The sequence below is a fragment of the Mycoplasmopsis pulmonis genome (assembly GCF_900660575.1).
Taxonomy (GTDB): domain Bacteria; phylum Bacillota_I; class Bacilli_A; order Mycoplasmatales; family Metamycoplasmataceae; genus Mycoplasmopsis_B; species Mycoplasmopsis_B pulmonis.
The window spans coordinates 410,561-436,865 of sequence record NZ_LR215008.1; the positions used below are offsets into that span (position 1 = coordinate 410,561).

General features: G+C 24.1%; 22 protein-coding genes and 1 pseudogene. 14 read left to right on the forward strand and 9 right to left on the reverse strand.

Translation table 4 applies throughout. The annotated features are described in order from the left end of the window. Position 1: 1 nt before the first annotated feature. Genes nagB through EXC36_RS04040 form a run of 5 tightly spaced genes read right to left on the reverse strand, consistent with a single transcriptional unit; the run spans position 2 to position 3,202 of the window. Positions 2 to 772 carry a glucosamine-6-phosphate deaminase gene (gene nagB / locus EXC36_RS01765; protein ID WP_129690177.1) on the reverse strand — a complete coding sequence of 257 codons (771 nt, stop codon included), beginning with the start codon at positions 770 to 772 and terminating at the stop codon, positions 2 to 4. A gap of 9 nt (positions 773 to 781) precedes the next feature. Beyond that, complete coding sequence (locus EXC36_RS04090) at positions 782 to 919, reverse strand: hypothetical protein (RefSeq protein ID WP_318025395.1); 138 nt, start codon at positions 917 to 919, stop codon at positions 782 to 784. Continuing rightward, positions 900 to 1,469 (reverse strand): N-acetylmannosamine-6-phosphate 2-epimerase, encoded by a 570-nt coding sequence (locus EXC36_RS01770; RefSeq protein WP_318025396.1) that lies wholly within the window; start codon positions 1,467 to 1,469, stop codon positions 900 to 902. Before EXC36_RS01770 ends, EXC36_RS04090 begins: the two co-directional genes overlap by 20 nt. 6 nt (positions 1,470 to 1,475) lie before the next feature. Beyond that, positions 1,476 to 3,059 carry a PTS transporter subunit EIIC gene (locus EXC36_RS01775; protein WP_050780367.1) on the reverse strand — a complete coding sequence of 528 codons (1,584 nt, stop codon included), beginning with the start codon at positions 3,057 to 3,059 and terminating at the stop codon, positions 1,476 to 1,478. 2 nt (positions 3,060 to 3,061) lie between these two features. Beyond that, positions 3,062 to 3,202, reverse strand: a complete 141-nt coding sequence (locus EXC36_RS04040) for a hypothetical protein (protein ID WP_223212142.1) — start codon at positions 3,200 to 3,202, stop codon at positions 3,062 to 3,064. Between the two features lie 712 nt (positions 3,203 to 3,914). On the opposite strand from EXC36_RS04040, the gene EXC36_RS01780 reads away from it, so the two are divergent. The 5 genes from EXC36_RS01780 (at position 3,915) to EXC36_RS01800 (ending at position 7,535) form a co-directional block, all read left to right on the forward strand. Beyond that, positions 3,915 to 4,259, forward strand: coding sequence for a MurR/RpiR family transcriptional regulator (locus EXC36_RS01780; protein WP_010925170.1), 345 nt, complete (start codon positions 3,915 to 3,917; stop codon positions 4,257 to 4,259). Positions 4,260 to 4,325: 66 nt separating this feature from the next. After that, positions 4,326 to 4,736 carry a phosphoheptose isomerase family protein gene (locus EXC36_RS01785; RefSeq protein WP_010925171.1) on the forward strand — a complete coding sequence of 137 codons (411 nt, stop codon included), beginning with the start codon at positions 4,326 to 4,328 and terminating at the stop codon, positions 4,734 to 4,736. Between the two features lie 4 nt (positions 4,737 to 4,740). Further along, entirely contained in the window at positions 4,741 to 5,094 is a 354-nt protein-coding gene (locus EXC36_RS01790; RefSeq protein ID WP_129690179.1) for an amidohydrolase family protein, read from the forward strand. Positions 5,095 to 5,142: 48 nt separating this feature from the next. Continuing rightward, on the forward strand, positions 5,143 to 5,904 hold the full coding sequence (locus EXC36_RS01795) for an amidohydrolase family protein (RefSeq protein ID WP_129690181.1): 762 nt from the start codon (positions 5,143 to 5,145) through the stop codon (positions 5,902 to 5,904). 734 nt (positions 5,905 to 6,638) lie between these two features. Next, positions 6,639 to 7,535 carry a hypothetical protein gene (locus tag EXC36_RS01800; RefSeq protein WP_129690183.1) on the forward strand — a complete coding sequence of 299 codons (897 nt, stop codon included), beginning with the start codon at positions 6,639 to 6,641 and terminating at the stop codon, positions 7,533 to 7,535. Positions 7,536 to 8,159: 624 nt separating this feature from the next. Here the strand turns inward: EXC36_RS01800 and EXC36_RS01805 are convergent. Next, positions 8,160 to 9,266 (reverse strand): hypothetical protein, encoded by a 1,107-nt coding sequence (locus EXC36_RS01805; RefSeq protein ID WP_010925175.1) that lies wholly within the window; start codon positions 9,264 to 9,266, stop codon positions 8,160 to 8,162. 219 nt (positions 9,267 to 9,485) lie between these two features. On the opposite strand from EXC36_RS01805, the gene parE reads away from it, so the two are divergent. From parE to era, 9 genes and pseudogenes are all read left to right on the forward strand, one after another. After that, a complete protein-coding gene (gene parE / locus EXC36_RS01810) occupies positions 9,486 to 11,414 on the forward strand; it encodes a DNA topoisomerase IV subunit B (RefSeq protein ID WP_129690185.1) in 1,929 nt (642 codons plus the stop codon). Continuing rightward, the gene (gene parC / locus EXC36_RS01815; protein WP_010925177.1) at positions 11,407 to 14,226 is read left to right on the forward strand and encodes a DNA topoisomerase IV subunit A; all 2,820 of its coding nucleotides are present in this window, start codon (positions 11,407 to 11,409) and stop codon (positions 14,224 to 14,226) included. The genes parE and parC overlap by 8 nt, the downstream gene beginning before the upstream one ends. A 2-nt stretch (positions 14,227 to 14,228) precedes the next feature. Then, positions 14,229 to 15,677 (forward strand): hypothetical protein, encoded by a 1,449-nt coding sequence (locus tag EXC36_RS01820; protein ID WP_010925178.1) that lies wholly within the window; start codon positions 14,229 to 14,231, stop codon positions 15,675 to 15,677. 71 nt (positions 15,678 to 15,748) lie between these two features. Continuing rightward, a complete protein-coding gene (locus EXC36_RS01825) occupies positions 15,749 to 17,128 on the forward strand; it encodes a M17 family metallopeptidase (RefSeq protein ID WP_010925179.1) in 1,380 nt (459 codons plus the stop codon). Between the two features lie 137 nt (positions 17,129 to 17,265). Further along, positions 17,266 to 19,308: an Mbov_0121 family peptidase domain-containing ABC transporter gene (locus EXC36_RS01830; RefSeq protein ID WP_010925180.1), complete on the forward strand. Its 2,043-nt coding sequence runs from the start codon at positions 17,266 to 17,268 to the stop codon at positions 19,306 to 19,308. Beyond that, positions 19,289 to 19,672: an MAG1140 family protein gene (locus EXC36_RS01835; RefSeq protein WP_041364051.1), complete on the forward strand. Its 384-nt coding sequence runs from the start codon at positions 19,289 to 19,291 to the stop codon at positions 19,670 to 19,672. The genes EXC36_RS01830 and EXC36_RS01835 overlap by 20 nt, the downstream gene beginning before the upstream one ends. Before the next feature lie 79 nt (positions 19,673 to 19,751). Next, positions 19,752 to 20,159, forward strand: coding sequence for an rRNA maturation RNase YbeY (gene ybeY, locus EXC36_RS01840; protein ID WP_223212143.1), 408 nt, complete (start codon positions 19,752 to 19,754; stop codon positions 20,157 to 20,159). 39 nt (positions 20,160 to 20,198) lie between these two features. Continuing rightward, positions 20,199 to 20,596 (forward strand): annotated as a pseudogene (cdd, locus tag EXC36_RS04105) (cytidine deaminase). Between the two features lie 13 nt (positions 20,597 to 20,609). Further along, positions 20,610 to 21,491, forward strand: a complete 882-nt coding sequence (gene era, locus EXC36_RS01850) for a GTPase Era (RefSeq protein WP_010925184.1) — start codon at positions 20,610 to 20,612, stop codon at positions 21,489 to 21,491. A 108-nt stretch (positions 21,492 to 21,599) separates the two neighbouring features. On the opposite strand, the gene EXC36_RS01855 is transcribed toward era, so the two are convergent. The 3 genes from EXC36_RS01855 to EXC36_RS01865 are packed head-to-tail and all read right to left on the reverse strand — an operon-like array spanning position 21,600 to position 26,283. Next, complete coding sequence (locus EXC36_RS01855) at positions 21,600 to 22,010, reverse strand: hypothetical protein (RefSeq protein WP_010925185.1); 411 nt, start codon at positions 22,008 to 22,010, stop codon at positions 21,600 to 21,602. 12 nt (positions 22,011 to 22,022) lie between these two features. Further along, the gene (locus EXC36_RS01860; RefSeq protein WP_129690187.1) at positions 22,023 to 25,574 is read right to left on the reverse strand and encodes a hypothetical protein; all 3,552 of its coding nucleotides are present in this window, start codon (positions 25,572 to 25,574) and stop codon (positions 22,023 to 22,025) included. Further along, positions 25,546 to 26,283, reverse strand: a complete 738-nt coding sequence (locus tag EXC36_RS01865) for a helicase HerA-like domain-containing protein (protein WP_165152513.1) — start codon at positions 26,281 to 26,283, stop codon at positions 25,546 to 25,548. The genes EXC36_RS01860 and EXC36_RS01865 overlap by 29 nt, the downstream gene beginning before the upstream one ends. Positions 26,284 to 26,305: the final 22 nt, after the last annotated feature.

Consider the following 26,305-nt stretch of genomic DNA (forward strand, 5'->3'; position numbering starts at 1 on the left):
CTTAAATTCACTTTGCTTTCTTTAGAGTTTCTTCATTTAACAAAGAGGCAGCTTCTTTGTCTAAAATGTAAATACAATTAGGATGTTCTTGAAGAAATGAGGCAGTTACATTTTCATTTGGTTTATCTTCAAGCATTTGTTTAGTTACTTGAGCTTTTTCCTTACCAAAAGAGACCATCATAATTTTTTTACATTGATTTAAAATTGTTTTAACACCCATGGTAATGGCTTTTTTTGGTACTTCATCAATTGAGCTAAATTTATTTTTTGCAATTAAATCTAAAATTGTCTCTTTAGTTAAATTACTTACATGAGTAAGTGAGTCCTTTGGAGTTCCAGGTTCATTATAGGCAATGTGGCCATTTACACCTATTGAGATAAATTGAAGATCAATTCCATTATTTTTTCTAATTTTATTTTCATAATTTAAAGCCTCTTGATCTGGATTTGATGAATTGGACTTTGGTATATTAATTTTTTGCTCATTAATGTCTAAATGATCAAATAAATTGCTTTTCATTTGCTTTATAAATGACTCAGGATGACTAGGATCAATGTCAACAAATTCATCTAAATTAAAGCTAGTAATATCTTTTCATGAAGTTTTGTTTTCTTGGTGATCTTTTACTAGTAGTTGATATGTTTTTAGTGGTGTTTTGCCAGTTGCAAAACCCAGAGTTGAGTCTTTTTTGATTTTTATTTGGTCAATAATTTGTTTTGCACAAAATTTGTGCAAATCTTGTAAATCTTTAAAAATATAAATTTCTCTCATAATACTTCCTTAACTATTGATTTTTTCATAAAACATTTTCGTGATAAATTGTGGTCTTGTTATCGCCGAGCCTACTACTACAGCATTTGCCCCTATATCTAGGGCATCTTTGGCATTTTGTGGGCTATTAAAGCCCCCCCTCTGCAATTAGATATTTTTTGTTTTGCTGACAAATCTTTAAAACTTGTCTTAAAAACAAATAATTATCATCTGTGTTTGAAAAATTTTTGGTATCTTCGGTATAGCCTCTTAGAGTTGTTCCAATAATGTCAAAGTTCAATTTAATGGCATTGTTGACATCTTCAATAGATGAACAATCAGCCATCAAAAGTTGATGGCTTTTTTTGTGTTTAAAAAAATAATCTACAATTTGATTTAAACTTTCCTTAGGTCTTTTGCGAAGTGTGGCATCAATTGCTATTATTTGAACCCCTGTTTTAATAAGCTTTTTCATTTCTTTTAATGTAGGGCTTATATATACATCTGAATTGGGATAATTTTGTTTTATTATTCCAATAATTGGGACATTAAAATTTGCTCTAATAAGCGCTTTAATATTTTTGATTTGAGAAGTTCTTAATCCTTGTGCACCTCCTTGAATTGCTGCTTTTGCCAATTTAACTACAATGTCTTTTCCATAGAGAGCTTCTCCTTTTAGTGCTTGACAAGAAACAAAAAATAATTTTTTTTCAAACATTTTTACCTACTTAAAATAAATATCGTTAATCTTAGATGAAAGAATTTGAGCTTTTCCTCCATAAATTGCTTGTGTTGAATTTCCCTTTTTTATAAATCCTTTGGCCCCTAAATTTTTAAAAGCATTTTCATCTACTAAGCTAATATCAAAAACTTCAACTCTTAATCTAGTGGCACAAGCATTTACACTTTCAATGTTTTCAAGGCCTCCATAGGCTTTAATTAGCTCTTGTATAAGTTGATCATTTTCACTAATTTCTTTTTTGTTTTGCTCAGAAAATTCAATGTTTTGATTTTGAGTTTTTTCTTTATTAGTGCTTTTTTGATTTTTAAGTTCTAAAAAGGCTTTTTTATTTATTAAAACAATTTCTTCTTCCAATCTTCCAGGAGTTTTAATGTCGAATTTTTTTATAACAAAAAAGAAAACAATAAAGCTAATAATTAAAAAAACTATAGAAATAGGAATAGCTCAATAAAAATTAGTTCCTTTTTGGTATGGCACTATTCCATAAATTACATAATCAATAAAACCTCTTGCAAAACCAACACCAACATGAGCTTTAAATATTTTCATAAACATATAAGCAAATCCAGAAATAGGAACATAAAATAGGTAATAAAATGAAGGTGCTACAAATAAAAATGAAAATTCAAGTGGCTCAGTTATTCCAGTTAAAAAAGCAACAAACATTGATGAGCCAACTATAGCAGCTACTTTTTTTCGATTCTTTTTGTATGAAGCTAAAATCATAGCAAGACCAATTCCTTGAATTGCCCCTAAATAAATTGGATAGTCTTGTGTAAATCTTCCTGCATGAACGCCCACTCTAGAAGCTAGCCATTGAAAAATTGGCTCACTTGCTCCTGAATTGTTAATTGGTAGTTTGTTAACAGGTAATTTGTTTATAAAATTTCAAATATTTTGGTCTCCATCAATTGATGGAACTTTAAGATCATCAAAAGCTTTAATAACACTTTGAATTTCAAAAGTATCTAAAACTCCAAGTGAGCTAGCTACATTTTTAAATTCATTTAAAGATAGCTCTCCTCCCAATTTTGTCTGTCATGCTATTGCTATAACAATATGATGAAGACCAAGAGGCATTAAAGCTCTAGCTAGCATTCCATAAACAAGCCCATCTACTCCACCAGGGGCATAAGAGGCTTGCTTTCCAATTCATGCAATTGCAATTCCAATAAAAGGTCAAAGAATTAAAAAAGCAATGGCAAGTAAAACAGAAAAGGGAAGTAATATAAAAGGAACTAATTTAATACCTGAGAAAAAACCCAAATAATATGGAAGTTCTATTTCACTTCATCTATTCATAATAAAAACAACAAATGTAGCAACTATAATTCCACCAAAAATTGAAGTTTGTAAAGTATTTATTCCTAGAGTTTTACCTACTATAAAAGCATTGTCTGGGTTTGTATGAAAAAAGAAGATATCTAAAAATTCATTTTTATCATTAAAATGAATAAAAACAGATTGAATTGATAAAAAAATCAAATATCCAATAATAAACATAAATGTTCCATATATTCGATTTTTATTGGTAAAAGATATTACAACTGAAGCTCCAAAAAGCATTGCTAAATTTGCAAAATAATATCGGAGGCACCTTTAAAAAAATTTACAAAAATTATTGCAACAGATGTTGAAGAATTTGCACCAATTGCCCCACCTATTCCAAGCAATAAACCTGCAATCGGTAAAATGGAAATTGGCAACATAAAAGCTTGTGATAATTTTACAAGTGTTGTTCTTGATTTATTCTTAAAATTAAAAAAATATGTTTTAAAAAAATTGCTCATTTTTACTAGTCCTTAATTTTAAAAAGGCAAATTTAAATCTTTTTTAAAAACATAAGTTCATAGTTAATAATAAAAAAGTTGTCTTTATTTTCTTTGATCAAAATTTTCTATAATCATTAATAATTTTTTTATTGAATTTAATCACTTATTTTCTCTAAGATGTCTTTGTAAATAAGTATTTTTTTACTCAATTTTTTTAACAACTTTAATTTGCCTATTTAAAAAGATTTTTTATCAATTTTTAAGATTTTTTAAATTCAAAATTTTTTGATCGAATTATCAAATTAATCAATTTTTTTGTTTTATAAAAAGCTTTATGAAAATATAAAAAAAGAGAAAATTTACAAATCAAAAAATTCAATTGTATTAAATGAATTTAAAAAGATAAAACTTGAAAATATGTCATTTATGTTAGTGATTTTACTAACAAGAAAAGAGCCTTGTTTTTAAAGTATTTTGGATAGATAATAATCTATCCACAACTAAATTATATTTTTGGTAAAAATTAATTTTTTTGTTTAAAAAAAAGTTTCCAATTTTAAGCTAGAAAATTTTTAAAATCTGCAAAAAAGTTTTTAAAAATAAATTTTTATTTAATACTTAGAAGAGTTGTCTTTATAATTTAAACAAGATGAAAATTTTTCATAAAAAAAATGCAAAACTAACTGAAATCGAAAAAGCAATTGAAGAGTGAATTGAAAAAAACACCAAAAAATTTTTGGAACTTTCAATTAAAGAAGTTGCCCATAATTATGTTTTTTGTTCTGTTTCAGGAATAACAAGGTATATTCAAAAAATTGGCTATTCAAGTTATAGAGAATTTAGAAATGAAATTTTAGTCTCTTTTGGAAAAGAAAAAAATTATCAAGATGATCCTATTAGCTCATATATTGAAAATATTAATGTTTATTATTTATCTTCTCTTGAAAAAACTCTAAAAAATTTAAATAGAGAATCTTTGCAAACTGCAATTTAAAAAATAAGGCAAACAAAATTCACTATTACTTTTGGACTTTCATCTTCTTATGCAATTGCCACTGAGATGTCAAATGGTTTAAATTCTCTTGGATTTTTTTCAAGTGTTGCAAAAAGTATTCATGAAGTTTTTCTATGAATGAAAAATGTTGATTTAGATTCTATTTTAATTTTAATTTTTTCAAAAAGTGCATTAAATCATGAAGTTATGTTTTTGATAAATGCTTTAAAAGAACATAAAATTAATTCAATTTTAATTACAACTAATAAAAACATAATTAGTGAAAATAATTTTTGCACAATTCATTTTGAAACAATTGAACAAAGATATCGTTCAACGGCACTTTCTTCAAGGATAAATCAATTTTTAATAGCTGATATCATTTTAAAAAAACTCTTTTATAAATTAGATAAAAAACAAGAAAATGAAATCTTTAAAAAATTTAATGATCAATGAATTAACAAAGGACAAAAATAGTGAAATGACAAAAGAAAATATTTTTAAAACTACAATTTATAAAAATGTTTTTATAACAACAAAAGATGAGCAATTTTTAGGTTATATTGAAATTGATTCAAAAGGAAAAATTCAAAAAATAAAAAAAGGTTATACTAGAAAAATAGGAATTGATTGTAAAAAAAATTTTTTACTTCCTGGTTTTATTGATGGACATACTCATGGAGGTTATGGCTTTGCTTTTAATGATATTTTAGATCAAGATGGAGAAGAGAAATTTTTAAAATATCAATTTCAAGTTGCTAAAAATGAGGGAGTAGTGGCTAGTGTTTTTGCTACAGTAAGTGAGTCTTGAGATAAGTTAAAAAAATGTCTTTAGTTTTAAATGATTTAGTCATAAAAAAATATTAATATTTTATTTTGATATATGGAAGGTCCCTTTATTTCTAAAGAAAAAAAAGGAGCTCATGATGAAAATATCATCATCCCATTAAACGAAAAATATCTTGAATTTTTTAAAAAACAAAAAAATCTAAAAACAACAATAGTAGTAGCTCCAGAAGAAAATGATTATAAACTCATAAAAAAATATTCTAGTGATTTTCACTTTTCAATTGGTCATTCAAATTGTTTTGATTTTAGTAAAAAATTCAATTTAAAATACTTCAAAAGCTTTACTCATTTTTTTAATGGATCTTCAGGTTTTGATCACAAAAAAGAAGGCCTTATAAATACTATTTTTAGTCAAAAATTACCTAGTGATTTTTTAGTTGAAATTATCAGTGATGGCATTCATGTAAGTTCTCAAGTTTTAAAATTAACTTATCAAATTTTAAACATAAAAAATTTGATAGTTGTCTCCGATTCTCTTAGTCCAAAAGGATTAAAAGATGGAGTTTATTTTTTAGGAAATTTAGAGATAAAAAAAGAAAATAAAACTTTTTATTTAAACAAGCAAAACACCATTGCAGGAAGTGCTCTTGAATATAATAAAAACTTAAAATTTTTTAAAGAATCAACTAATGCTTCATGAACAGATATTGTTTATGTATCTTCATATAATTTGGCAAAAAATTTAAAACTTCAAAATAAATATGGAACTATAAAAGTAGGACAAAAAGCCAATCTCGTTTTAATTGACAAAGACTTTAATATTTTATTTACGTATGTCAATGGAAAAAAATATTAATTTCAAAAGTATTAATATTTTGCTTTGTTTTTTTAATTAAAAACACTTTTTAAATTTCATTGCAGCACGTTGTTTGTGTTATTAGAAAAATCATCAAAGGATAATAAAAGATTTTTAAATATAAATTAAAAAAACTAATTAAGCTAAGTGAGCCAAAAAAAGATGAAAATCAAAAAAAGAAAAATGATATTAATGACTCTTCTAAAGATAGAATCGGAAAATTCAAACTAAGCCAAAGAAAATAATTAGTGAATTATTAAGCATTAGTGCTCTAAAGAAGAATCTTTAGAAAAGTTTTTTAATTATATCTTAGCACTAAGAGATTTAGTAAGGAATCAAAACTCTAATATTCCATACAATAGAGTTGATTTATTTTGTGAAAAAGTTATTTAAAAATATTGTGAAACTCTAAAGTATTTAGCTCAATATCACAATAGAAAAACATAAATTCTTTTACTTTTCTTTATTAGGTTTATATACCAATATTGACTTGTAGCTACTAAGACAATTTAAAGAAAATTAAGATAATTAAAAATTAATATAATTACATAAAACATAAAGGCTATGTAAGATTTATTTTTATCAAAATTTATAAGAAATAATATGTTTTGATCAAATAATTCACTTATGAATTTAATAATAAAAATTAGAATATTATTTAATAAAAAAAGTATTTATATTTTTTAAAAAATCTATTAAAAAAATTTCAATTTCAATTAAACTAAATTTAATATATGAGAAAAAGTAAATTCAAAACCAGCTTTGAGGAAATGGAATATTTACTAGACCTTGATTATGAAACAATAGTTGAATATTTAAAGAAAAAATATGGAATTATTAGTGAATCATATTTTTTGAACAAAAATTGTAAAACTAGAAATACTAGAATAACAAGAACATCCGAGGGTCTATTTATTCACCATATCGATGAAGACAAAGAACAATTACTTTCTCGACCAAGAATAGCTATTAATTATCCTTGAGAATATCAACAAGGAGACCGCCTAGTTTATTGTAATTTGTTGGAACATTGATTGTTACACATTAAAATCACAATATCCCCTAAAGGATTTGGAGTAGGTTGAGGTGGTTTTTTATTAATTTTAAGCAATATTATGGATTGTTTGGTTGATTATAAATTTAGTCAAGAATGAAGAATACCTATTGGAGAATCAATTTTAAAAAAAGACAACGGTAAAGAAACAATTGCAATTATAAAAATGCTTTTAAAGAATTCTTATGAACATCCTCCAAGTTATCCAATAAAATTTCTTTTAGAAGATAGAAAAAGTTTTTATTATTCAATTCCTGAAAAAATAAATTGAGATAATTATGAAAATATAAAAAGAGAACTTGAACAATTTGTTCAAAAAGATAATTATTTAGAAATTTTAAAAAGAGACTTTGAACAATATATTCACGAAAATTCAAAAAGAGAATTTAAACAAATAATGAAGGATCAACAGATAGTGGAGGATCATCAAATAATGGTAGATCAACAAATAATGGTAGATCAACAAATAATTAAGGAATCACCTAAGAAAATGAAGTGATTAAAAAACATAAAAAAACTAATTAGAAAATTATTTGGATATTTTTTAAATTTAAAAGATGTAAATCAAAAAATATAGACCCTATTATTGAAATTTTCCAGGAACACAAATTTCAATATTCAAAAGATTATATGATATATAGATTTGAGGTTTTATATATCTAGTTAAAAAGAATATATTAAATCAAAATTCATATAACAAAGATGTTTTTAATATTTTAGATAAATGCGAAGAAATTGGGAATACTCAATTTATAGATATTGATGATTATGATAAAAATAATATTGAAAAAAATGAAGAATTAAACTTCTGAAAAACAATTAATGATTTATCTAAATTAAATAAAGTTTAAAGTTGCTGTTTGTTTTGTTAATTGTTTTTTAATGACAATAACTTTTCCTAATTGAATCTTACTATGGACTTAAAATCATAAAAAATTAAGATTTACAAATCTAAATAATTTTTTTATTTTTAAAACTAAAAACTTAACATTTTAACTTGGTAATTTTGAATGAAAAAAACATCTTGTTTTGAATTGCATCCTTGCTTTAATTAATTTATGTCTTTATTGTATTAAAGTAATTAATTTTAATCACCTTTACAAAAGATATATATTTGTTATTTTTAAAAGATTTTATTAAGATTTTGTTTTTAATTTTTTGCATGTTTTAAAAATTAAAATAGACTTTTAAAATAACTAATTTATTCAAAATTTTTTAATTCTTCTTTTTTAAAAACAAAACCATATTTTTCCTTAGATTTTTCAAGTCATTTTGAGTAGCTTTTTTGAACTTCATCTTTTGTAAAATTTAACTTGATTTCACTTTTTATATCTTTGTAAAAATATTCTTTAACTCATTTGTTCATATGTCATTTTGAAATGGGGTTGTTTTGATTTCAACCCATTTCAATATACAATGGAGTAAGTTCATTCATAAAGTCAATGATAAATTTATACATTTGTTTATGATTAGATTTTGAACCTCTCAAAAAAAGTTCATCTTTAGTTGCCATAAAATGATTTAAAGGATCTAAAAATTTATTTGCTTTATCTGCAATTTGTTCAAAAAGTTTTTTAAACTCTTTTGTATTAAATTGTTCTTTAAAAGTTTTTTGACTATCATTAATTTTAGTGATTAACATTTTTTCTAAATTAATGTAGTCAATATAAAAATCTATTAAACTGATATTGTTATCAAAATAAATGAGAGTGTAGAGCACAACTAAAGTTAAACCAAGATTTTTATCAAAAAATCTAGATTCATCTTTTTTGAGTTTTTTGAATTCTTTAAGTTCTTTATTATCATTTGATTTATCTAAAGAAATTGTTTTTTCTCAAGATTGTAAAAACTTATCTTTAAGTCCTTGGTATTTTGTCTTTGATTTTTGATCAAAAATTTGACTAGAAGTTAAATCTTGAATCAACTGATCATATTTTAATAATAGCTTTTGATTTATCGAATTTTTATCACTATCATCAATATCTAAATTTTCTTGTTTTATCAAATTTCTTAATCCTAATATGTAATTTCAAAGATCATCTAAACCTTCATTTTTTTCTATATCAATATTAGGAAATTGTTTTATTAAATTATTTAGATTGCTTTGTTTTTTTGTATGCTTGTTGCTTTCTAAACTTTGGCTTTTTTCATTAGCATTTTTTCCAAAATGATTTAAAGAATTTTTGCTTTCTTTTTTTGTCATATTTGGCTCTTTTTGTTTTTCTTGAAAAAAAGTAAAACAGCTTGTTAAAGTTAGAGGGAAAACTCCAAGAATTAGGCTAAAGATTAAATTAATTTTATTTTTCATTTTTGCTCCAAAATTTTTTATTTAAAAATAAGGACAATTATAAAATTTTTAATTAGAAAAAAATTCCTATCTTTTTCCTTTAAAAGTTCATAAATTAAAAAAATAACTTAACTAAGATAGTTTTAAATTGTTATTTCAAAGTCATTAACTAAAGAAAAATCGCTTTATTTTTTAAGCTTTAAACCTTGAAATGAGCATTTTTCTATATAATGAAAAATTATGTCTAAATATACAGTTGATGATTTAAAAATGTTAAAGGGCTTAGAAGCTGTTCGAAAAAGACCTGGAATGTATATTGGATCAACAGATATCAACGGTTTACATCATTTAGTTTGAGAAATTTTTGACAATGCAGTAGATGAGGCCTTAGCTGGCTATGCTAGCATTATTAAGGTCTCTTTAACCAAAAATCAATCAATTAGAGTAGAAGATAACGGAAGAGGAATTCCCGTAGAAAAACACTCAAGCGGTAAAAGTGGTGTTGAACTTGTTTTTACAGAACTTCATGCTGGAGGAAAATTTAGCGAAGGAGCCTATCGAACAAGTGGTGGTCTTCATGGAGTTGGCTCTTCTGTTGTCAATGCACTTTCAAAGGAATTGACAGTTAGTGTTTTTAAAGATGGTTTTGAATATAGAACTAAATTTGAAAATGGAGACACTATTGTCGAAAAAACTCATAAAGTAGGTCCTTCTAATAAAAAAGGAACCATAGTTGAGTTTTTACCCAACTATGAAATTTTTAAACGTGCTCAATTTTTACCAGAGACAATTTCAGAAAGACTTAGAGAAGCATCATTTTTAATACCTAATTTAAAAATTGTTTTCTATGATGAAAATCAAAATTTAAGAGAGACTTTTAACTATGAAAATGGAATTGAAGCTTTTGTTGATTTTATTAACAATGGTAAAAAAACTCTAAACAAAGTTGTTTCTTTTAGTGAAACTAAAAAGAATATTGAACTTTCATGTGCTTTTCAATACAACGATGATTACTCTGAGACTATTATCTCTTTTGTTAATAACGTTAAAACCCGTGATGGTGGTACTCATGAGGCAGCTTTTAAAAGTGCTTTTACCAAAACTTTAAATGACTATGCAATTGAAAAGAAAATTTTAAAAGGTGGTAAAACTTTTGAAGGAAGTGATTTTAGAGAAGGATTAACAGCCATTATTTCTTTAAAAATTCCTGAGTCAATTTTGGAATTTGTAGGTCAAACAAAAGATAAACTAGGAACCATTGAAGCTAAAAATGTTGTTGAAGAAATTGTTTCTCAAAATTTAAAATATTGGCTCAATGAAAAAAAACAAGAAGCCGAAAAAGTATTTAATAAATTCAAAAAAGCCTATGAAGCTAGAATTGCAGCAAGAAAAGCTCGTAATGAAGCAAGAACACTTAAATCCAAGATGAAAGAGACTAAAATTCTTTCAGGAAAATTAACCCCTGCTCAGTCAAAAAATCCAAAAGAAAATGAAATTTTTTTAGTAGAGGGAGACTCAGCTGGAGGAAGCGCAAAATCGGGAAGAAATCGACGCTTTCAAGCTATTTTACCCCTTAGAGGTAAGGTTATTAACACTGAAAAATCAAGGTTAATTGATATTTTAAGAAATGAAGAAATTTCTACTATTATCAACGCTTTAAATACAGGAGTAGGTGAAGATTTTGAAATTAAAAATTTAAAATATCACAAAATAATTATTATGACCGACGCTGACACTGATGGAGCTCATATTCAAGTTTTACTTCTTACTTTCTTTTTTAGATATATGCATGAATTAATTGAAAAGGGGATGGTTTATGTAGCACTGCCACCTCTTTTTAAAGTAACTTTTAAAAATGATAAAAAAAATAAAATAGCCTATGCTTGAGATGAAAATGAACTAAAAGAAATTGTTAAAAACAAAAGTGTTGAAATACAAAGATATAAAGGTCTCGGTGAGATGAATGCAGATCAACTTTGAGAAACTACTATGAATCCAGAGACAAGAAGTTTAGTTAAAATAACAATTCAAGATGCTGCAATTGTTGAAAGAAGAGTTTCAACTTTAATGGGTGAAAATGTAGAGATAAGAAAAGAGTGAATTAATAAAAATGTAAAATTTACTCTTGAAGATGATTTTCAAATTTCAACTGGAGAACTAAGTGAATAAAAAAAATAGCCTAGAACAAGAACAAATCAATGAAAAACTAATTAGTCAAAGTTTAGATCAGATTATGTCTGATCGTTTTGGTCGCTATTCAAAATACATCATTCAACAAAGAGCTCTTCCTGATGCTCGTGATGGGTTAAAACCTGTTCAAAGAAGAATTCTTTATTCAATGATGGATTTAAAACTTTGAAATGACAAGCCCTTTAAAAAATCAGCTAGAATTGTAGGAGATGTCATCGGTAAATATCACCCTCATGGAGATAGTTCTATTTATGAGGCTATGGTTAGAATGGCCCAAGATTGAAAGATGAATATTCCTTTAATTCAAATGCACGGAAATATCGGTTCAATTGATGATGATCCCGCTGCTGCTATGCGTTACACTGAATCACGGCTTGCAGAAATTTCTAATTTAATGCTTGAGGGAATTGAAAAAAATGTAGTCTCTTTTGCACCTAATTTTGATGACTCTGAAAAAGAACCAACTGTTTTGCCTGCTTTAATTCCAAATTTACTTTTAAATGGAGCTCGTGGAATAGCAGCTGGTTTTGCAACAGAAATGCCTCCACACAACTTAGGTGAAATTTTAGACGCTGCCATAGCTAAAATTAGAATAAGCAGTCTTAAAGTTGAAGATTTAATTAAATATATAAAAGGTCCTGACTTTCCTACGGGAGGAGTTATTCATGGACTAAGTGGAATAGTTCAAGCTTTTAAAGAAGGAAGAGGAAGAATTTCACTTACTTGTAAATATGAGCATATAAACTTGCCTGATAAAAATGAAATTTTAATCACTCAAATACCTTATGGAAGTGTTAAATCAAAAATAGTAAGAGACATTGATGAAATCATTGTTAATCAAAAAATTGATGGAATTAAAGAAGTTTTAGATCAATCAGATCGTGATGGAATTTCTATTGCTATAAAATTAGAAAAAAAAGCTAATCATGAAAGCATTATGAAATATCTTTTTTCTAAAACTGAACTTCAAGTTTTTTATAATTACAACAACATTGCCATCAAAAATGGCTCACCAACTTTACTTAATTTAAATGAGCTTTTGGATATTTACATTGAGCATTTAAAGACTATTAATGTCAAGATTTTAGAATTTGATCTAAACAAAGCTCGTCTACGATTAGAAGTTGTTGAAGGGTTTTTAAGAGTTGCGCAAATTACTGATCAAATAATAGCAACTATTAGAGCTTCAAATGACGGTAAAAAAGGTGTAATTGAAGATCTTATTAGAATTTTTGCCTTTAGCCAAAGACAAGCAACTGCAATAGCTGAACTTAGACTTTATAGACTTAGTCAAACTGACTTTTATTTATATCAAAATGAAAAAGAAGAGTTGATTAAACAAATTAATGATTTTGAAAAAATTCTCAATAGTGATAATGAATTAAAAACTTACTTAGTTAATATTTTGAAGAAAATTAAAAAAACTTATCCAACACCAAGAAAAACACAAATAATTGATGAAGAGCTAAAAAGAAACTATGATATTGAAGAGTTAGTTGTTGATGAAAAATGTTATGTTTCATTATCACAAGATGGCTATTTAAAACGAGTTAGTTCAAAGACTTTTAAAACAAATGATTTTGCTAGTTTTGGTCTAAAAGAAAACGATAATTTATCTTTTTTATCAAAAGCTACAACAAAAGATAAATTACTAATTTTTAGTGATCATGGAAATTATGCAATTATTCCTATTTATAAAATTGAAGAACAAAAATCAAAATCCTTTGGTGTTCACATTAATGATTTTGTTTATTTTAATAGTTATGAAAAAATTATTTATGTTTTAGTTGTAAATGAATTTAGTCAAGATTATTACATTTCATTGGTAACTCAAAAAGGACTAGGTAAAAGAGTTTCACTTAACAAATTTTTAATCACAAGACAGTCTAAAATTTCAAATGCAATAACTCTAAAAGATGATGATCGCCTAGTTGATGTTAGAGTATCAAAAGGAAAGCAAAATATCATTCTTTTTACCAACTTTAATAACGTTGTTAAATTTAGTGAAGATGCCCTTCCTGTTATATCAACTAAAGGTCAAGGAAATAAGATGATTCAGCTAAGTGAAGGCGAAAAAGTTAGTGCAATGTCAATAACAAAAACAACTGACAATTTAATTTTAATTACTAATAAAAATAATTTAATAAAAGTTCCTACTTCACATTTTAAATTTACTCCAAGAGCAGCTAAAGGTAAAAGAATCTCTGAAGAGTTAAAACTAGGCTATCAAAAAATTGTTTTAGCTTATAATCAAAATTTGCATCATAAGTTGATTTTGGTAAAAAATGAACTTGAAAAAATTGATCCATCAAAAATAGTAAATTTTAAAATAACAAAACTAAATGCTGATAATTTTTTCTTTAGACAAACTTATGATTTTAAAGTTAAAAATAACCTTAATAGAATAAGTGAAAACACAAGTGAATTTTCATTTGATCAAAGCGAAAATAATCAAAATGATTTTGAAAAAGATGAATTGAATAAAACTCAAACAATAAAGAAAAATTTCAATGAAAAAAATGATAAAGATCAAGAGCAAAATAATTTTTCAAAAGCTGAAAATTCAACACAAGAAAAACTAGAAATCAAAAACCAAAGCAATGCAAAAAAAACAAAAGATTTTCAGTTAAACTTTTTTGATAAAAATGAAAAAGATGATCAAAAAGATAATGATCCAGATAAGCTTTTTGACAAATTAGAAAATTTTATTGATAGTATTGAAATTAATGACATTGATTCATATTTGAAATCAAGAAGAAATAAAAAAGAAAAAGAAAAAAACAAAGGATAAAAATGAAATTAAATAAAAAAATAATTTGATCATCGGCTCTTTCAATAACTTCGATTATTTCACTAGCTACTTTTATAAGTTGTAGTGGCCAAAAAGAAACAATTGTTGTAGAAACACAAATAAGTAGTGATAATAAAAATCTTATAGATCAAAAAATAAAATCATCACTAAAAAACAACTATCTTAGTCTTGGATCTTTTGATAAATATTTGCAAGTTGATTTAGCAAGAAACTATGATAAAGAATTTATAAAATTTTATAGAGATACTTTAAATAAACTAGAAGAAACTAGAGGAGAAATTGCTTCAAAAATTCTATCACTTAATTTATCTAATTCTTCTTATTATCAGGAATTAAATAATTTAAAAAGTGAATTTAAAAATTTAATCTCTCTTTCAGAAAGTGAATATAAAAAAGCAATAAAAAAAGTCAACTCTTCTATAAGTGATAGTGATATTGAAACAAAAGATTTAAAAAACTTTAGTGAGTTAAAAAGCTTTTTAAAAACCCACTTTATTGAGTATAAAAATGTTGATTTTAATAAGTTAAATGCTTTTGAATTAAGTGAATTTTTAGAAGATGAAATATTTACAATGTTTTTAACTAGAATAAGTATTAAAGAAAATTTAAATGCAGAAACATCTTTAAAAATTTTAGGACAACTTTTACATCTAAGTTTAAAAAAACAACTACAAGTTATTGCCATTGCCATAGCCTCTGAAGATATCAAATTAGAGCAATCAATACTATCTTATAAAAAACAAAATCCAAAGTTATTTATTCAAAAAGAAAAAACTAAAATTGAACCATCTTTAAAAGCAAAAGTTGAACAAAGCAAAACAGAACTTGAAAAACTTGAAAAATCATTTGAACAATTAATTTCAAAGTATGAAAAAGCTAAAAATACAAATGTTATTGCTGAAGAAAATTTTACTAATGCTAGAAGACAGTTTTATTCAATATTAAATGACTTTAATGGATATAAAACTAATGAAATAAATATATTTGGTCAAAATATTAAAAATGGTCTAGTTAAAAATTTAACTTCACTACAAGAGAAAATAGGTCAAATTTCATATCTTCCAATTCTTACAATAAATCAAATTAATGCTTTTTATAAAATAACCCAAGATGCAAAAAATGTAGCTAATTCTCTGGCTGTAAATTCAAAGTTTATTTTATACAATTTAAATGCTTTTTTAGCTTCTGTAGAATTAATAAAAAAATCTTTAAATAATTCAAAGGACAATCAAGAAATAAATGCATTTAAAAATGATCTTGAAAAAATTTTAAATGATTTAAAATCTCAAGATTTAACTTCACTAAGTGATTCAATATTTTCTCTTTCAATAGAAGTTCAAAAAAACTTTGCTCTAGCTCAATCTTTTTTACTTCAATACGCTTTTGATACTATTGCAGATCTTAATGAAGAAAAATATAAATTAATATAAAAATTTTTAAATCTAAAAAAGTTAATAGTTTAAAAATATAAATAAACTATATATAAAACAAGTAATTAAAAATGAAAGGAAAAAAAGTGATAAAAGTTTCAAATGAAAAAGAATTTCCAATAAGTTTAAAATTAATTTTTAAACAAGAAAATATGAATGATTTTTTAATCCAAGAAGATCATCAAATAACAGAGATTAACTCTGAAAATACTTTGTATTATTTTGTAAAAGACAAATCAAAATATGATATTAAATTTTTTAAAAAAGCTGCCTCAAAAATTGTGGAAAATCAAAATAGAAATTTAAATATTGACATTTCTAGTTTTTCTCATAATTCAATAGCACTTGAGAGTATTGTTAAAATATTTGTAGAAAAATATGAATTTAAACATGCAAATTTATTTAAAGAAAAAGATAAAGATGATAAACAATATTCAATCAATCTTTATGTTAGTGATAAACAAAAAATATTAGTTTTAGAAACTTTACTTGAAAAAACTCTTATTTTGACAAATGCTTTAAATACTGTTAGAAAACTTCAAATATATCCACCAAATATTTGTAATTCTGAGTGGTTAGCTGATTTTGTTTATGAAGATTTAAAAAAAATAGATTCACTAAAAATTAATATCTACAATAAAAGTCAAATAGAAGATTTAGGTATGAACTTGTTTTTGTCAGTAAATAAAGGAAGTGCATATGAGCCTAGATTAGTTTCTATTGAATATAACGGTGATCCAAGTTCAGAAGAAAAAACAGTTTTAGTTGGTAAAGGAATTACATTCGACTCTGGAGGATATAACATTAAAACTTCACATATGGGTGGGATGAAATTTGACATGTCAGGAGCTGCCATTGCAGCTTATGCCCTAAAGGCAATGGCTCAACTTCGAGCAAAATCAAATTTTGCAGCTCTTATGTTAATTACTGACAATCGTTTAAATAGCGTTGCAAACATTCCTGATTCAGTTTGAAAATCAATGAATGGAAAAACTGTTGAAGTAACTGATACTGACGCTGAAGGAAGATTAGTTTTGGCAGATGGAATAACTTTTGCCATTAGAAAACTAAATGCAACTAGAGTAATAACAATAGCAACTTTAACCGGAACTATTTTATATACTCTAGGAACTTCTTACACCGGAGGATGAGCTACAAACAATAAAACTTGAAAAGAGCTTTTATCAGCTGCTAAAAAACATGATGAACCTATTTGAAGATTACCTTTAAATGAAGACTACATTGAAAGCTATAAAAAATCAAAAGTAGCTGATTTGGTTAATTGATCAAGTGCTTCAAAACCTGATTCAAATAGTGCTGCTATGTTTTTAAAAGAATTTACTGAAGAAAAAGATTTTGTTCATCTAGATATAGCAGGAACCGCTGAAATAGAAGGTGAACCTCAAGGAGTGCTTGTTAAAACATTGGCTCAATTAGCTCTTGATATATAAGTTTTTCAAAATTTAAAAAAATACATTTTAAATTAGCTACATAAGTAGCTTTTTTATTTTCTTAAATTTTTCCAAAATTTGTCATGTCTTTTTTTATTTTTTGAAAAAAATTACTTTTTTAGAAATTAATATATGAAATGCAAATTACATTACAACAAGATTTAAGAGATTGTGGACTTTCTGTTTTACAAAGTTTTCATTATGAATTTTTTGGTAAAAAAATTGATATTAATGTTTTAAAAAAACAAGTAAATTTTGGCAATAATGGAATCAACATAAGTGAGCTAAAAGAGCTAGGTTTAAAATGAGGACTAGCCCTTACATCTATGAGTGGTGATTTTGAATCTTTTATGAAGATCAAAATTAAAACTCCTATTATTTCGATTATCTTAATTAATGGAGCAAAACACTATGTCATAGTTACAAAAATAAAAAAAGATAAAGTTTATTTTTTAGATCCGATTTTTGGATCTAAAGTTTTGAGTTCATGAGAATTTAAAGATCTATATCAAAATGTTATTATCACTGTCGAAAAAGCTTTTGTTCAGGAAATTAACTATAAAATTTCAAATTTTGTTTTTTCATATACAGGCTTTAATTTTAATTTTTTTATTGTTGTATTAACTATCTTTATTAGTCTTTTAACTTCCTTTGCTTCAAGTTATTTTTTAAAGTTAATTTTAGATAGTGTTATTCCCTTAAAATCCAATGAGTTACTTTTGTATTTAACTATTGTTTTTGCTTGACTTGCTATAGTAAGAATTTTTAGTAATTTTTTAAGAGGATATATTATCGGTAAAAATGAGAAAAAAATCTATTTAAATCTTAATGAAAAATATTATTCAAAATTAGTTAATTTAAGCTTAAAAAATATTTCAAAATTAACAACTTATGATTATGTTAGAAGAGCTAACTTTTTAAGTGAAATTGCAGCTTTTAAAGCACAATTTATCTATGGTATTTTAAGTGAAATAATTAACTTTCTTTTTGGTGCTATTTTACTTTCATGAATAAGCTATAAAATGTTTTTAATTTCATTTATTATTGGAATTTTAATATTTTGTATTTCATTTATTTTCCAAAACATTTTTATTAATAAATATAATAAAATTTTGGTCTCATCTCTTAAAAAATACACTACTAATTTAGACTTCTTATTTTCACTAAAAAATCTAAAAGAAGAAGATAATCTAAAGTTTATAAACTCATTTAGAAATAGTGCTCTTGAAGAAGATTTTAAGATAAATTGAAACTTTGAAAAAATTATAAAATGGCAAAATTACATATTTGAATTTTTGATGATTTTATCCCCTATAGCAATTACTTATCTAGGTATTAGTCAAGTTCTAAAAAATGAAATAACAATAGGATCTTTTTTGATGTTTATAACTGGTTTTAACTACTTCATAAGTCCTATAAGAACTTTTTCAGAAATACTGACAAAATACCCATTAAATAAAGAAAATATTAATATGGTTAATTTCATTTTATCATTTGAAAATGAACAAATAAATGATAATGGATTAGAGATTAAAAAAATTGAAAAAATAGCCTTTGAAAATTTAATTTTTGAATTTGAAAAAAATAGAAATATTTTAAACATCAAAAATTTTGTTATTGACTCTGACATTCAAATTTCGGGAAAAAATGGATCAGGAAAAAGTACACTTTTAAAGATTATAAAAACAACTCTAAAGCCTAGTTATGGAAGCATTAAAATTAATAATGTTGATCGCAATTATCTTAATTTAAAAAAATTTAGATCTAACGTTTTTTATGGCGAACAAGGCTATTATTTTAATAGTTCATCTGTTTTTGAATTTATTACTTTTAATAATGTTGAATATGCAAAAACTTTCAAGGAAAATATCATTAAATACAACCTTAATGATTTGCTAATAAATGCAAAAATTAATTTTAGTGAATCACTTCAAAATAATGGTGCATCTCTTTCATCTGGTCAAAGACAAATCATTTTGCTTTTGAGACTTTTTGTTAGAAAATATAATCTTATTTTGTTGGATGAATCTTTTGAAAATATTGATAAAGAAAATATTGAAATTTTAAAAAGTGCAATTAATGAATTTCAAGATCAAGCACTTTTTATTGAGATAAGTCATAATGATAATTTTATAAAAAATAATAGAAGGATTTACATTGATGAAATTAACAAAAATTAATTCATGAATAATTATTTTATTTATATTTTTCCTAATGATTTCTAGCTTTATTTTTTATTATTTTTTTATCAAAGAAATTCCTCAACAATATTACAGTGAAGTTAAAGTTGATGCAAACAATAAATATAAAATCGCAATTGATTCAGAGCTTGCATACAAGTTAAAAGTAAATTCCAAAATACACATTTTTTTCAATAATCAAGAACATGAATTTTTAGTTGAAAAAATCAATTTTTTAGAAAATAACAACTTTGAAGCACATTTAAAAAAATCAGCTTTAATTGATAATTTAATACCAAACACTACTTTAAAAATAAGAGTGAATTTTGGTTATCAACCTTTATATAAATTATTTTGAAATTAAACTTTAAGTTAATTTCTTTTTTTATATAATAAAAACCATGAACATCATAAACATCACTAATAAATCAAATTTTCGATTTATGTATAAAAAAGAGTTTTTAAAGATAATGGATATTATTCAAGAAAAATTTAATTTTAAAAAAAGAATTTCTGTTGATTTGTTAATAACTGATAATAAAGAAGTAAGAGAAAATAATTTACTTTATAGAAATGTAGATAAAGAAACTGATGTATTGTCTTTTCCTTTTGGTGATCCTGATTTTTTTGATCATCTTGATTTTATTCCTCTTGGATCAATTATTATTTCGCATGAAAAAATAGTTGCTCAAGCTCTTGAGTTTAATCATAGTAAGAAAAGAGAATTTTGTTATTTATTTACTCATTCTCTTTTGCATCTTTTAGGCTATGATCACAAGGAAGAAGATGAAGAAAAGATAATGAATCAATATACAAAGGAAATTGTTGAAAAATTAAATATTTATAGATAAAAATTAAAAATCTATAAATTTATTTTATAAAATCTAAATATGAATGAAATTTACAATGAATTAAAAACTTTGTTAGAAAAATCTTACTCACCATATTCAAAATTTAAAGTTGCATCTATTGTCCTTGATAAAGGAGGTAAAAAATTCAAAGGAGTTAATGTTGAAAATGCGGCTTATCCTTCAGGAATTTGTGCAGAGCGCTCTGCTTTATTTGGGCTATAAGTCATGGATTTAAACCTGGAAGCATAGACAAAATTTATATTTTTTCATCATCTAATGAACCAATTGCTCCTTGTTTAGGGTGTCGTCAAGTTATGACAGAGCTAATGGATGAAAACGCTTTAGTGATTCTAATATCAAATGATGGAAAAAAAATAGTAGAAAGAAAACTTGAAGAATTTTGTCCATACCCAGTAAAAGCAAAAGACATAAAATAGGAGATATAAAATAATGAAAATACTTTTTAGTACAATTATAGGAAGACCCAATGTTGGGAAATCAACACTTCTAAATAATATTTTAGAATATGATCTTGCGATAGTTAGTTCAAAACCCCAAGCTACAAGAGATCAAATTATGGGAATTTACTCTGATGATGACTATCAACTAATTTTCACAGACACTCCTGGAATATATAAAACAAAAACTAAATTTGGAGAAAATCTAAATGCTCAATCTTATGAGTCTTTAAAAGATATTGATTTAGTAATTTTTCTTAGTCCAGCAAATGAAGAAATTGGTCCTGGAGATGAATTTATTTGTGAAAAAATTAAAAATTTCACAAATAAGATAGCTCTAATTACAAAAATTGATTTAGAAAACTCTGAAGAGGTACTAAAGAAAAAAGCTGAAAAATTAAAATCACTTGGCTTTAAAGAAATTTTTGCAATTTCTTCAAAAGATCATGGTTCAATTAAAAAATTAATTAATGAAATTAAAAAATATTCATATGAAGGTGAAAGACAATTTGATGAAGATATGATCACTGAAAAAAGTGAAAAATTCATTGCAAAAGAAAGTATTAGAGAAGCTTGTATTGATCTTTTAGAACAAGAATTACCTCATTCAATTTTGGTTGAAATAGATAGCTTTTCTGAGGAAGAAAGAGAAGAAAAAAACTTAGTAGAAATTCATTCAACCATTTATGTAAATAAAGAATCTCAAAAAGGAATTTTGATTGGTAAAGGTGGATCAAAGATTAAAAAAATAGGAATTTCTGCAAGAAAAAAAATTCAAAGAAAACTTGGTGTTAATGTAAAACTTTTTTTAAAAATCAAAGTCAAAAAAAATTGGGTCAACCAAGAAAAAATTTTTAAAAAATTTGATAACTAATTTTAAAGTAAAAATATTAAAAAAGCACTCTTGACTAAGTGCTTTTTTTGTTAAAATCAAAAACTAAAATTAGCATTAAAAACTTATATTTTAAAATGTGATTTAGGATTAATTATGACTTTGAGATTCATTTGGTTTTTTAATCAAATTGATGATCATAGGTTTATTATTTTCTGATTCAAGATTGCTTTTTATCAAACTTAAAATTTCTTTTCTTTTTTCTACCTTGATGAACTTATTATTTTTTACTTCCTCATGATCAACATTTTCGTTTAGAAATCTTTTTTCAATTTTATAAATAAAGCTTGTATCTGCAAATAAATTGTTATTTTCAATTTGATCTAAAAAATAATAATTATTAGCTAAATTTTCATTTGTATTTTTACAAATCAAAAAGTAATAATCATTTTCGTCAAAAGTAAGAACTATAAAATCTTTTTCATCTCTTTTTTCTCCCAAAAAATTTTTGAAAATATTTTCATTTTGAATTTTTAATGGTTTTAAAATTGGTAATTGCATATTTTTCCCCTTCTATTTAATTCTTCTATTTTGTTTGTTTTTAAAAAATCATATTAGTCCTCCTATTGCGATAATTACAACAAAAACAACAGGTATTAAATAAATCAAATCACTACTACTTTTTTTAGATTTTTCCTTTAGAAGATTAGCTTGAATTTGGTTTTGTTTTCCAATAGGTATTTCAGTAATTTCTTTAAAATCATTTTTATTTAAATTTATTAAATTAATACTTGTGGACCCAAGGCTTTTGTGTGAATTTGAAACAATTGTAAATCTTTGAATATTTTTAACACTTTCACTTTTTCTTAATAAGTTATTTATTAAATCTATGTTAAAAAGATTTTCGATTTTATAGTCATATCCATATTCTAAATTTAGCTTTTTAAACTCTTGATCAACTTTGGTAATTAGTTCGATTAAAAGCTCTTCATAGTCACTAGCTTGAAGTTCAATAGGAGCCATGTTTATATACTTTAAATCAAGTCTTATTGGCTCATGATTTTCAAGTTTTACTTTTATGACTTTGTTATTTTTTAAATAGTTATTTTTTGGAATAACTTTTATATCAAATTCATACTTGTTGTTATGAGGAATTTGTGATATTTGTTTATCAAGATCTTCAAGGATATAGTGTTCATTTATATATAGCTTGTAAGGGCTTAATTTTTTAGAAATTTCTAAAATCAAATTTTCTCTAAATTCAACTATATTTTTTGAAGTTATTTCAAGATCAAATTCTTCTATTTTTTCTAGATCATCTATGGTAGGAAAAATGGTGCTTTCAATTTGATTGTAAAGTCGAAAATACTTTATGTAATTTTCATTTTCACCATTAACTATTAGAGTTAATTCAATTTTTTCTGGAATTTCATTTTTTAAAAATACTTTGTTAGCTAATTTTAAATTTTCATTATTGAGAACTAAAAATTTTTCTTTGTCAAAGTTTGTTGAACCATTTACTTGTTTTTCTAAGTGAGATAAAATTTGGTTTTTAATTTTTTCAAAATTAGTCTCACCATTTAAATTTAAATCAGCAATTTCTAAAAAGATAATGTTGAATATTTGTTGATTAAAATTTTTACTAGATAAAAATGAATTTGACTTTGCATTGTCTTCTAAAATGAACTTGTGATAAACATCACTGTAGCTTAAATAAAAGTAATCTTGATAATCTTTTTTTACATGAAAAAGATATTCAACTAAATAATCCTTTTCTTTTCTTGAAATGTTAATTTTTAAATCAATTTTTTCTTTATCAGTTGAGTCAAAAATCAAATTAGCAATATTTGAATTAATTTTTTTACCATCTTTTATTAATGAATTTATCTCAATAATTCTTTCTTTGTTGATATTGATGGTTATTTGTTTTTTGTTTATTTTATCTTTGTAAAAAATACTTTTTTTCTCAAAAGTTAAATCGTAATTTGGATGGTCATATTGATAATCAATTTCAACAAAATTTTTTGTGTTTTTAAATGAATTTATCTTTAAAAATTCTTCTTCATCAAGCAAGCTAATTAATTTATTTTTATTGTCAACATAAGTTGATAAACTGTCCATTTTATTTTCAATATCAAAAATTTTTTTATTATATTTATTATTTTTTATATTTAAAAATTCAATCAAATTTACATTCAATAATTTTCAATTTTGAACTATTTCTTCATAAGAAAGTGAAGAAATAGATTCTTCAAAATTAAAGTTTTTCAAAAGGTAATTTTTAAGGATATTTCCTGCTATTGATTTTTCAACTGGAACTAAAATTTTTTTATCAATTAATTCATTAAGATGCTTTAAATTTGAATATCCAACACTTATTAGATTGTAGTTTGAAAAATAATTTGTGTTTTTAAGTTCTAATAAAAAATTACCTGATTTAGAAAAAGAATTATTATTGTCTTTTATTGTTATTAATTCTTCTTGTGAAAAATCATTGTTAGATAAATTTCAAAAATATTTTTTAAGTGTAAGTGAATTCTCGGGATAAGGAAGATCTATTGAATAAGCTTTTTGTGAAATTGAAACTTTAACAAAAGCACCTTCTTTTATATTTGGAAAAACTTTTTTGAAATTAGGTGAAAGATGATTTAACTTTTCATGTTCTAATCAAAATATCTTTTCTTCTAATCCATTATGTGGATTTATTCTTGGATTATATTTTGGATTGACCTTTCCATTTTCATTATGTTTATCTACAAGCTTTTTATGTTCTAAATTATTAATTGGATCTCAATTAAATCAACGTGCTTTTATGGCGCTGTCTTTTAACTCTTTTGAATATATGATTTCATACAAAGTTTTGTTTGTATCTTTTGTCTTTATTGTTATTTTTGTTGTTTTCTTTTTTCTTTGTTGATGTTCTAAATCAAAGAAAAATAAATTATCTATATTATCAATTGCTATGTCATCAACATAAATGACTTCATTGTTTTGATCACTAGAAATAAAAGCCATTCTTGGAAATTGATTTACAAGTCAGTGACCTCCATATTCATTACTTATTTCTCTTTCTTCATGAATAAATTGTGGCACTTCTTTTTCAAAACCATTTTTACCATCAAAGTTTTTATAAACATTATTTTTGTAATAAATTAAAAGCCTTTGTTTTATGGGTGATTGAGAGTTGATATCTGATCTTGATATTTTGACTCTTTTAATACCTAAATCAATGATATTTTGCACATTAAAATATTCACCTCTAAATAAAAGTAAAAACTTAACATCAGAGCTTATTAAATCATCAGAGAGTATTTGATATTTAATTTCAAATTTATTTTTATTAAAATCAAGAGCTTGAATTTTTTTATAAATTTCATTATGTAAAAGATCTAAGTTAACATTTTCTTTTCAAAATAAAAGTGAGCTAGAAGTAAATATTTCAAAATTTAACTTATCAAAATCTTTTACAATTTTTTGTATTTGAGAGTTAATTTCTTTTTTATAAAAAACATTTCTTTTTATTTCTAAAATAACATCAACTTTTTTCCTAAATTCATTTAAAAACAATGAATCATTTTTTGGACTTTTATAGTCAATATAAAAATCAAGTTTTTTTATTGATACTGAAAAATGATTGTCATTATATTTTTGTGATAAATCACTTTTTATCTTTTCTATTCTTTGTTTTATGTTTGTGATTTCTTCAATAAAATCTCATGATTGTGATGATTTATCATTGAAGAAAAATTTAACTGAATTTAACTTATCTATATCATTTGTTTTAACATTCAAATTTGTCCAATTTTCAATTTGTGAATTGTTATTGCCAAGTGAAAAATTTTCGTTTGAATTATCAATATTAACTATGTAATTAATTTTTTCAAAATCACTTTTATAAATATTTAAATTTTTTGTTTCTATGAATTTTGAAATAATGCTTAGTGTTTTTTCACCTATTTCTTCATCATTGTTTTTTCTATATTCATCAAAGTTTTCTAGGGAATTTTTTTTAAAAACTTGAGTTATATTTTTTTCTTGAGCAATAGTGCTAGTATTACTTGATAAAAAAAATAATAAACTCATTGGTAAAAATAAACTAGAAGCAATAATCTTTTTCAATTTCATTGTAGTGTAAGTGTAAAAACTTTCTTGTCATATTATTCATCCCTAAAATTAGTTGTCCTTTCTTTGCCTTTGTTAGAATTTTTTTCTCTTCTTCTGATATTCCGCCAGTTGAAGAAAACATTTTTGAAACATTTGAAATATCTTCACTTCTTAAATTTAAGAAAAATGTATATTGTGTATTTGAAATAATTGCCAAACTTTTTCGAGAAACTTCTCCTTCTAAATTAAAATCACTTGGATTTTGAGTTGCCAAAATTACCGAGCCATTGTACTTTCTAATTCTTTTTATTGTTCTAAAAAGAAAATTTAAAGCTTCTAAGTTATCCTTATCTATAAAAAGGTGTGCTTCATCAAAAAAGATAACTAACTTTTCTTTTTTAAATCTATTTAAATTAATTTCTCTTTGGATAAAACCTAAGATAGTAAATAAGCTATTAATTAAGAATTCTTTTGATGTAGTTTCATAGATATCTTTTACATTTATAACAACTAAATTATTTTCAAAATTTAGGTTTTTACTTTTGTTATATAACTTTGAAAATTTACCATTATTTTCAAAGTCAAATTCTAAGATATTAATTATCTTTTTCAAGCTTTTATCATCGTTTGATTTTAAGATTTTTATTAAATCAGAAATTATTGGAAAGTCTTTTGAAGAAATACTTTTATCTTTAATTTTGCTTAAAAAAATTTCATCACTATAGAGCAAGTTAACGTTAAAAATTATTCTT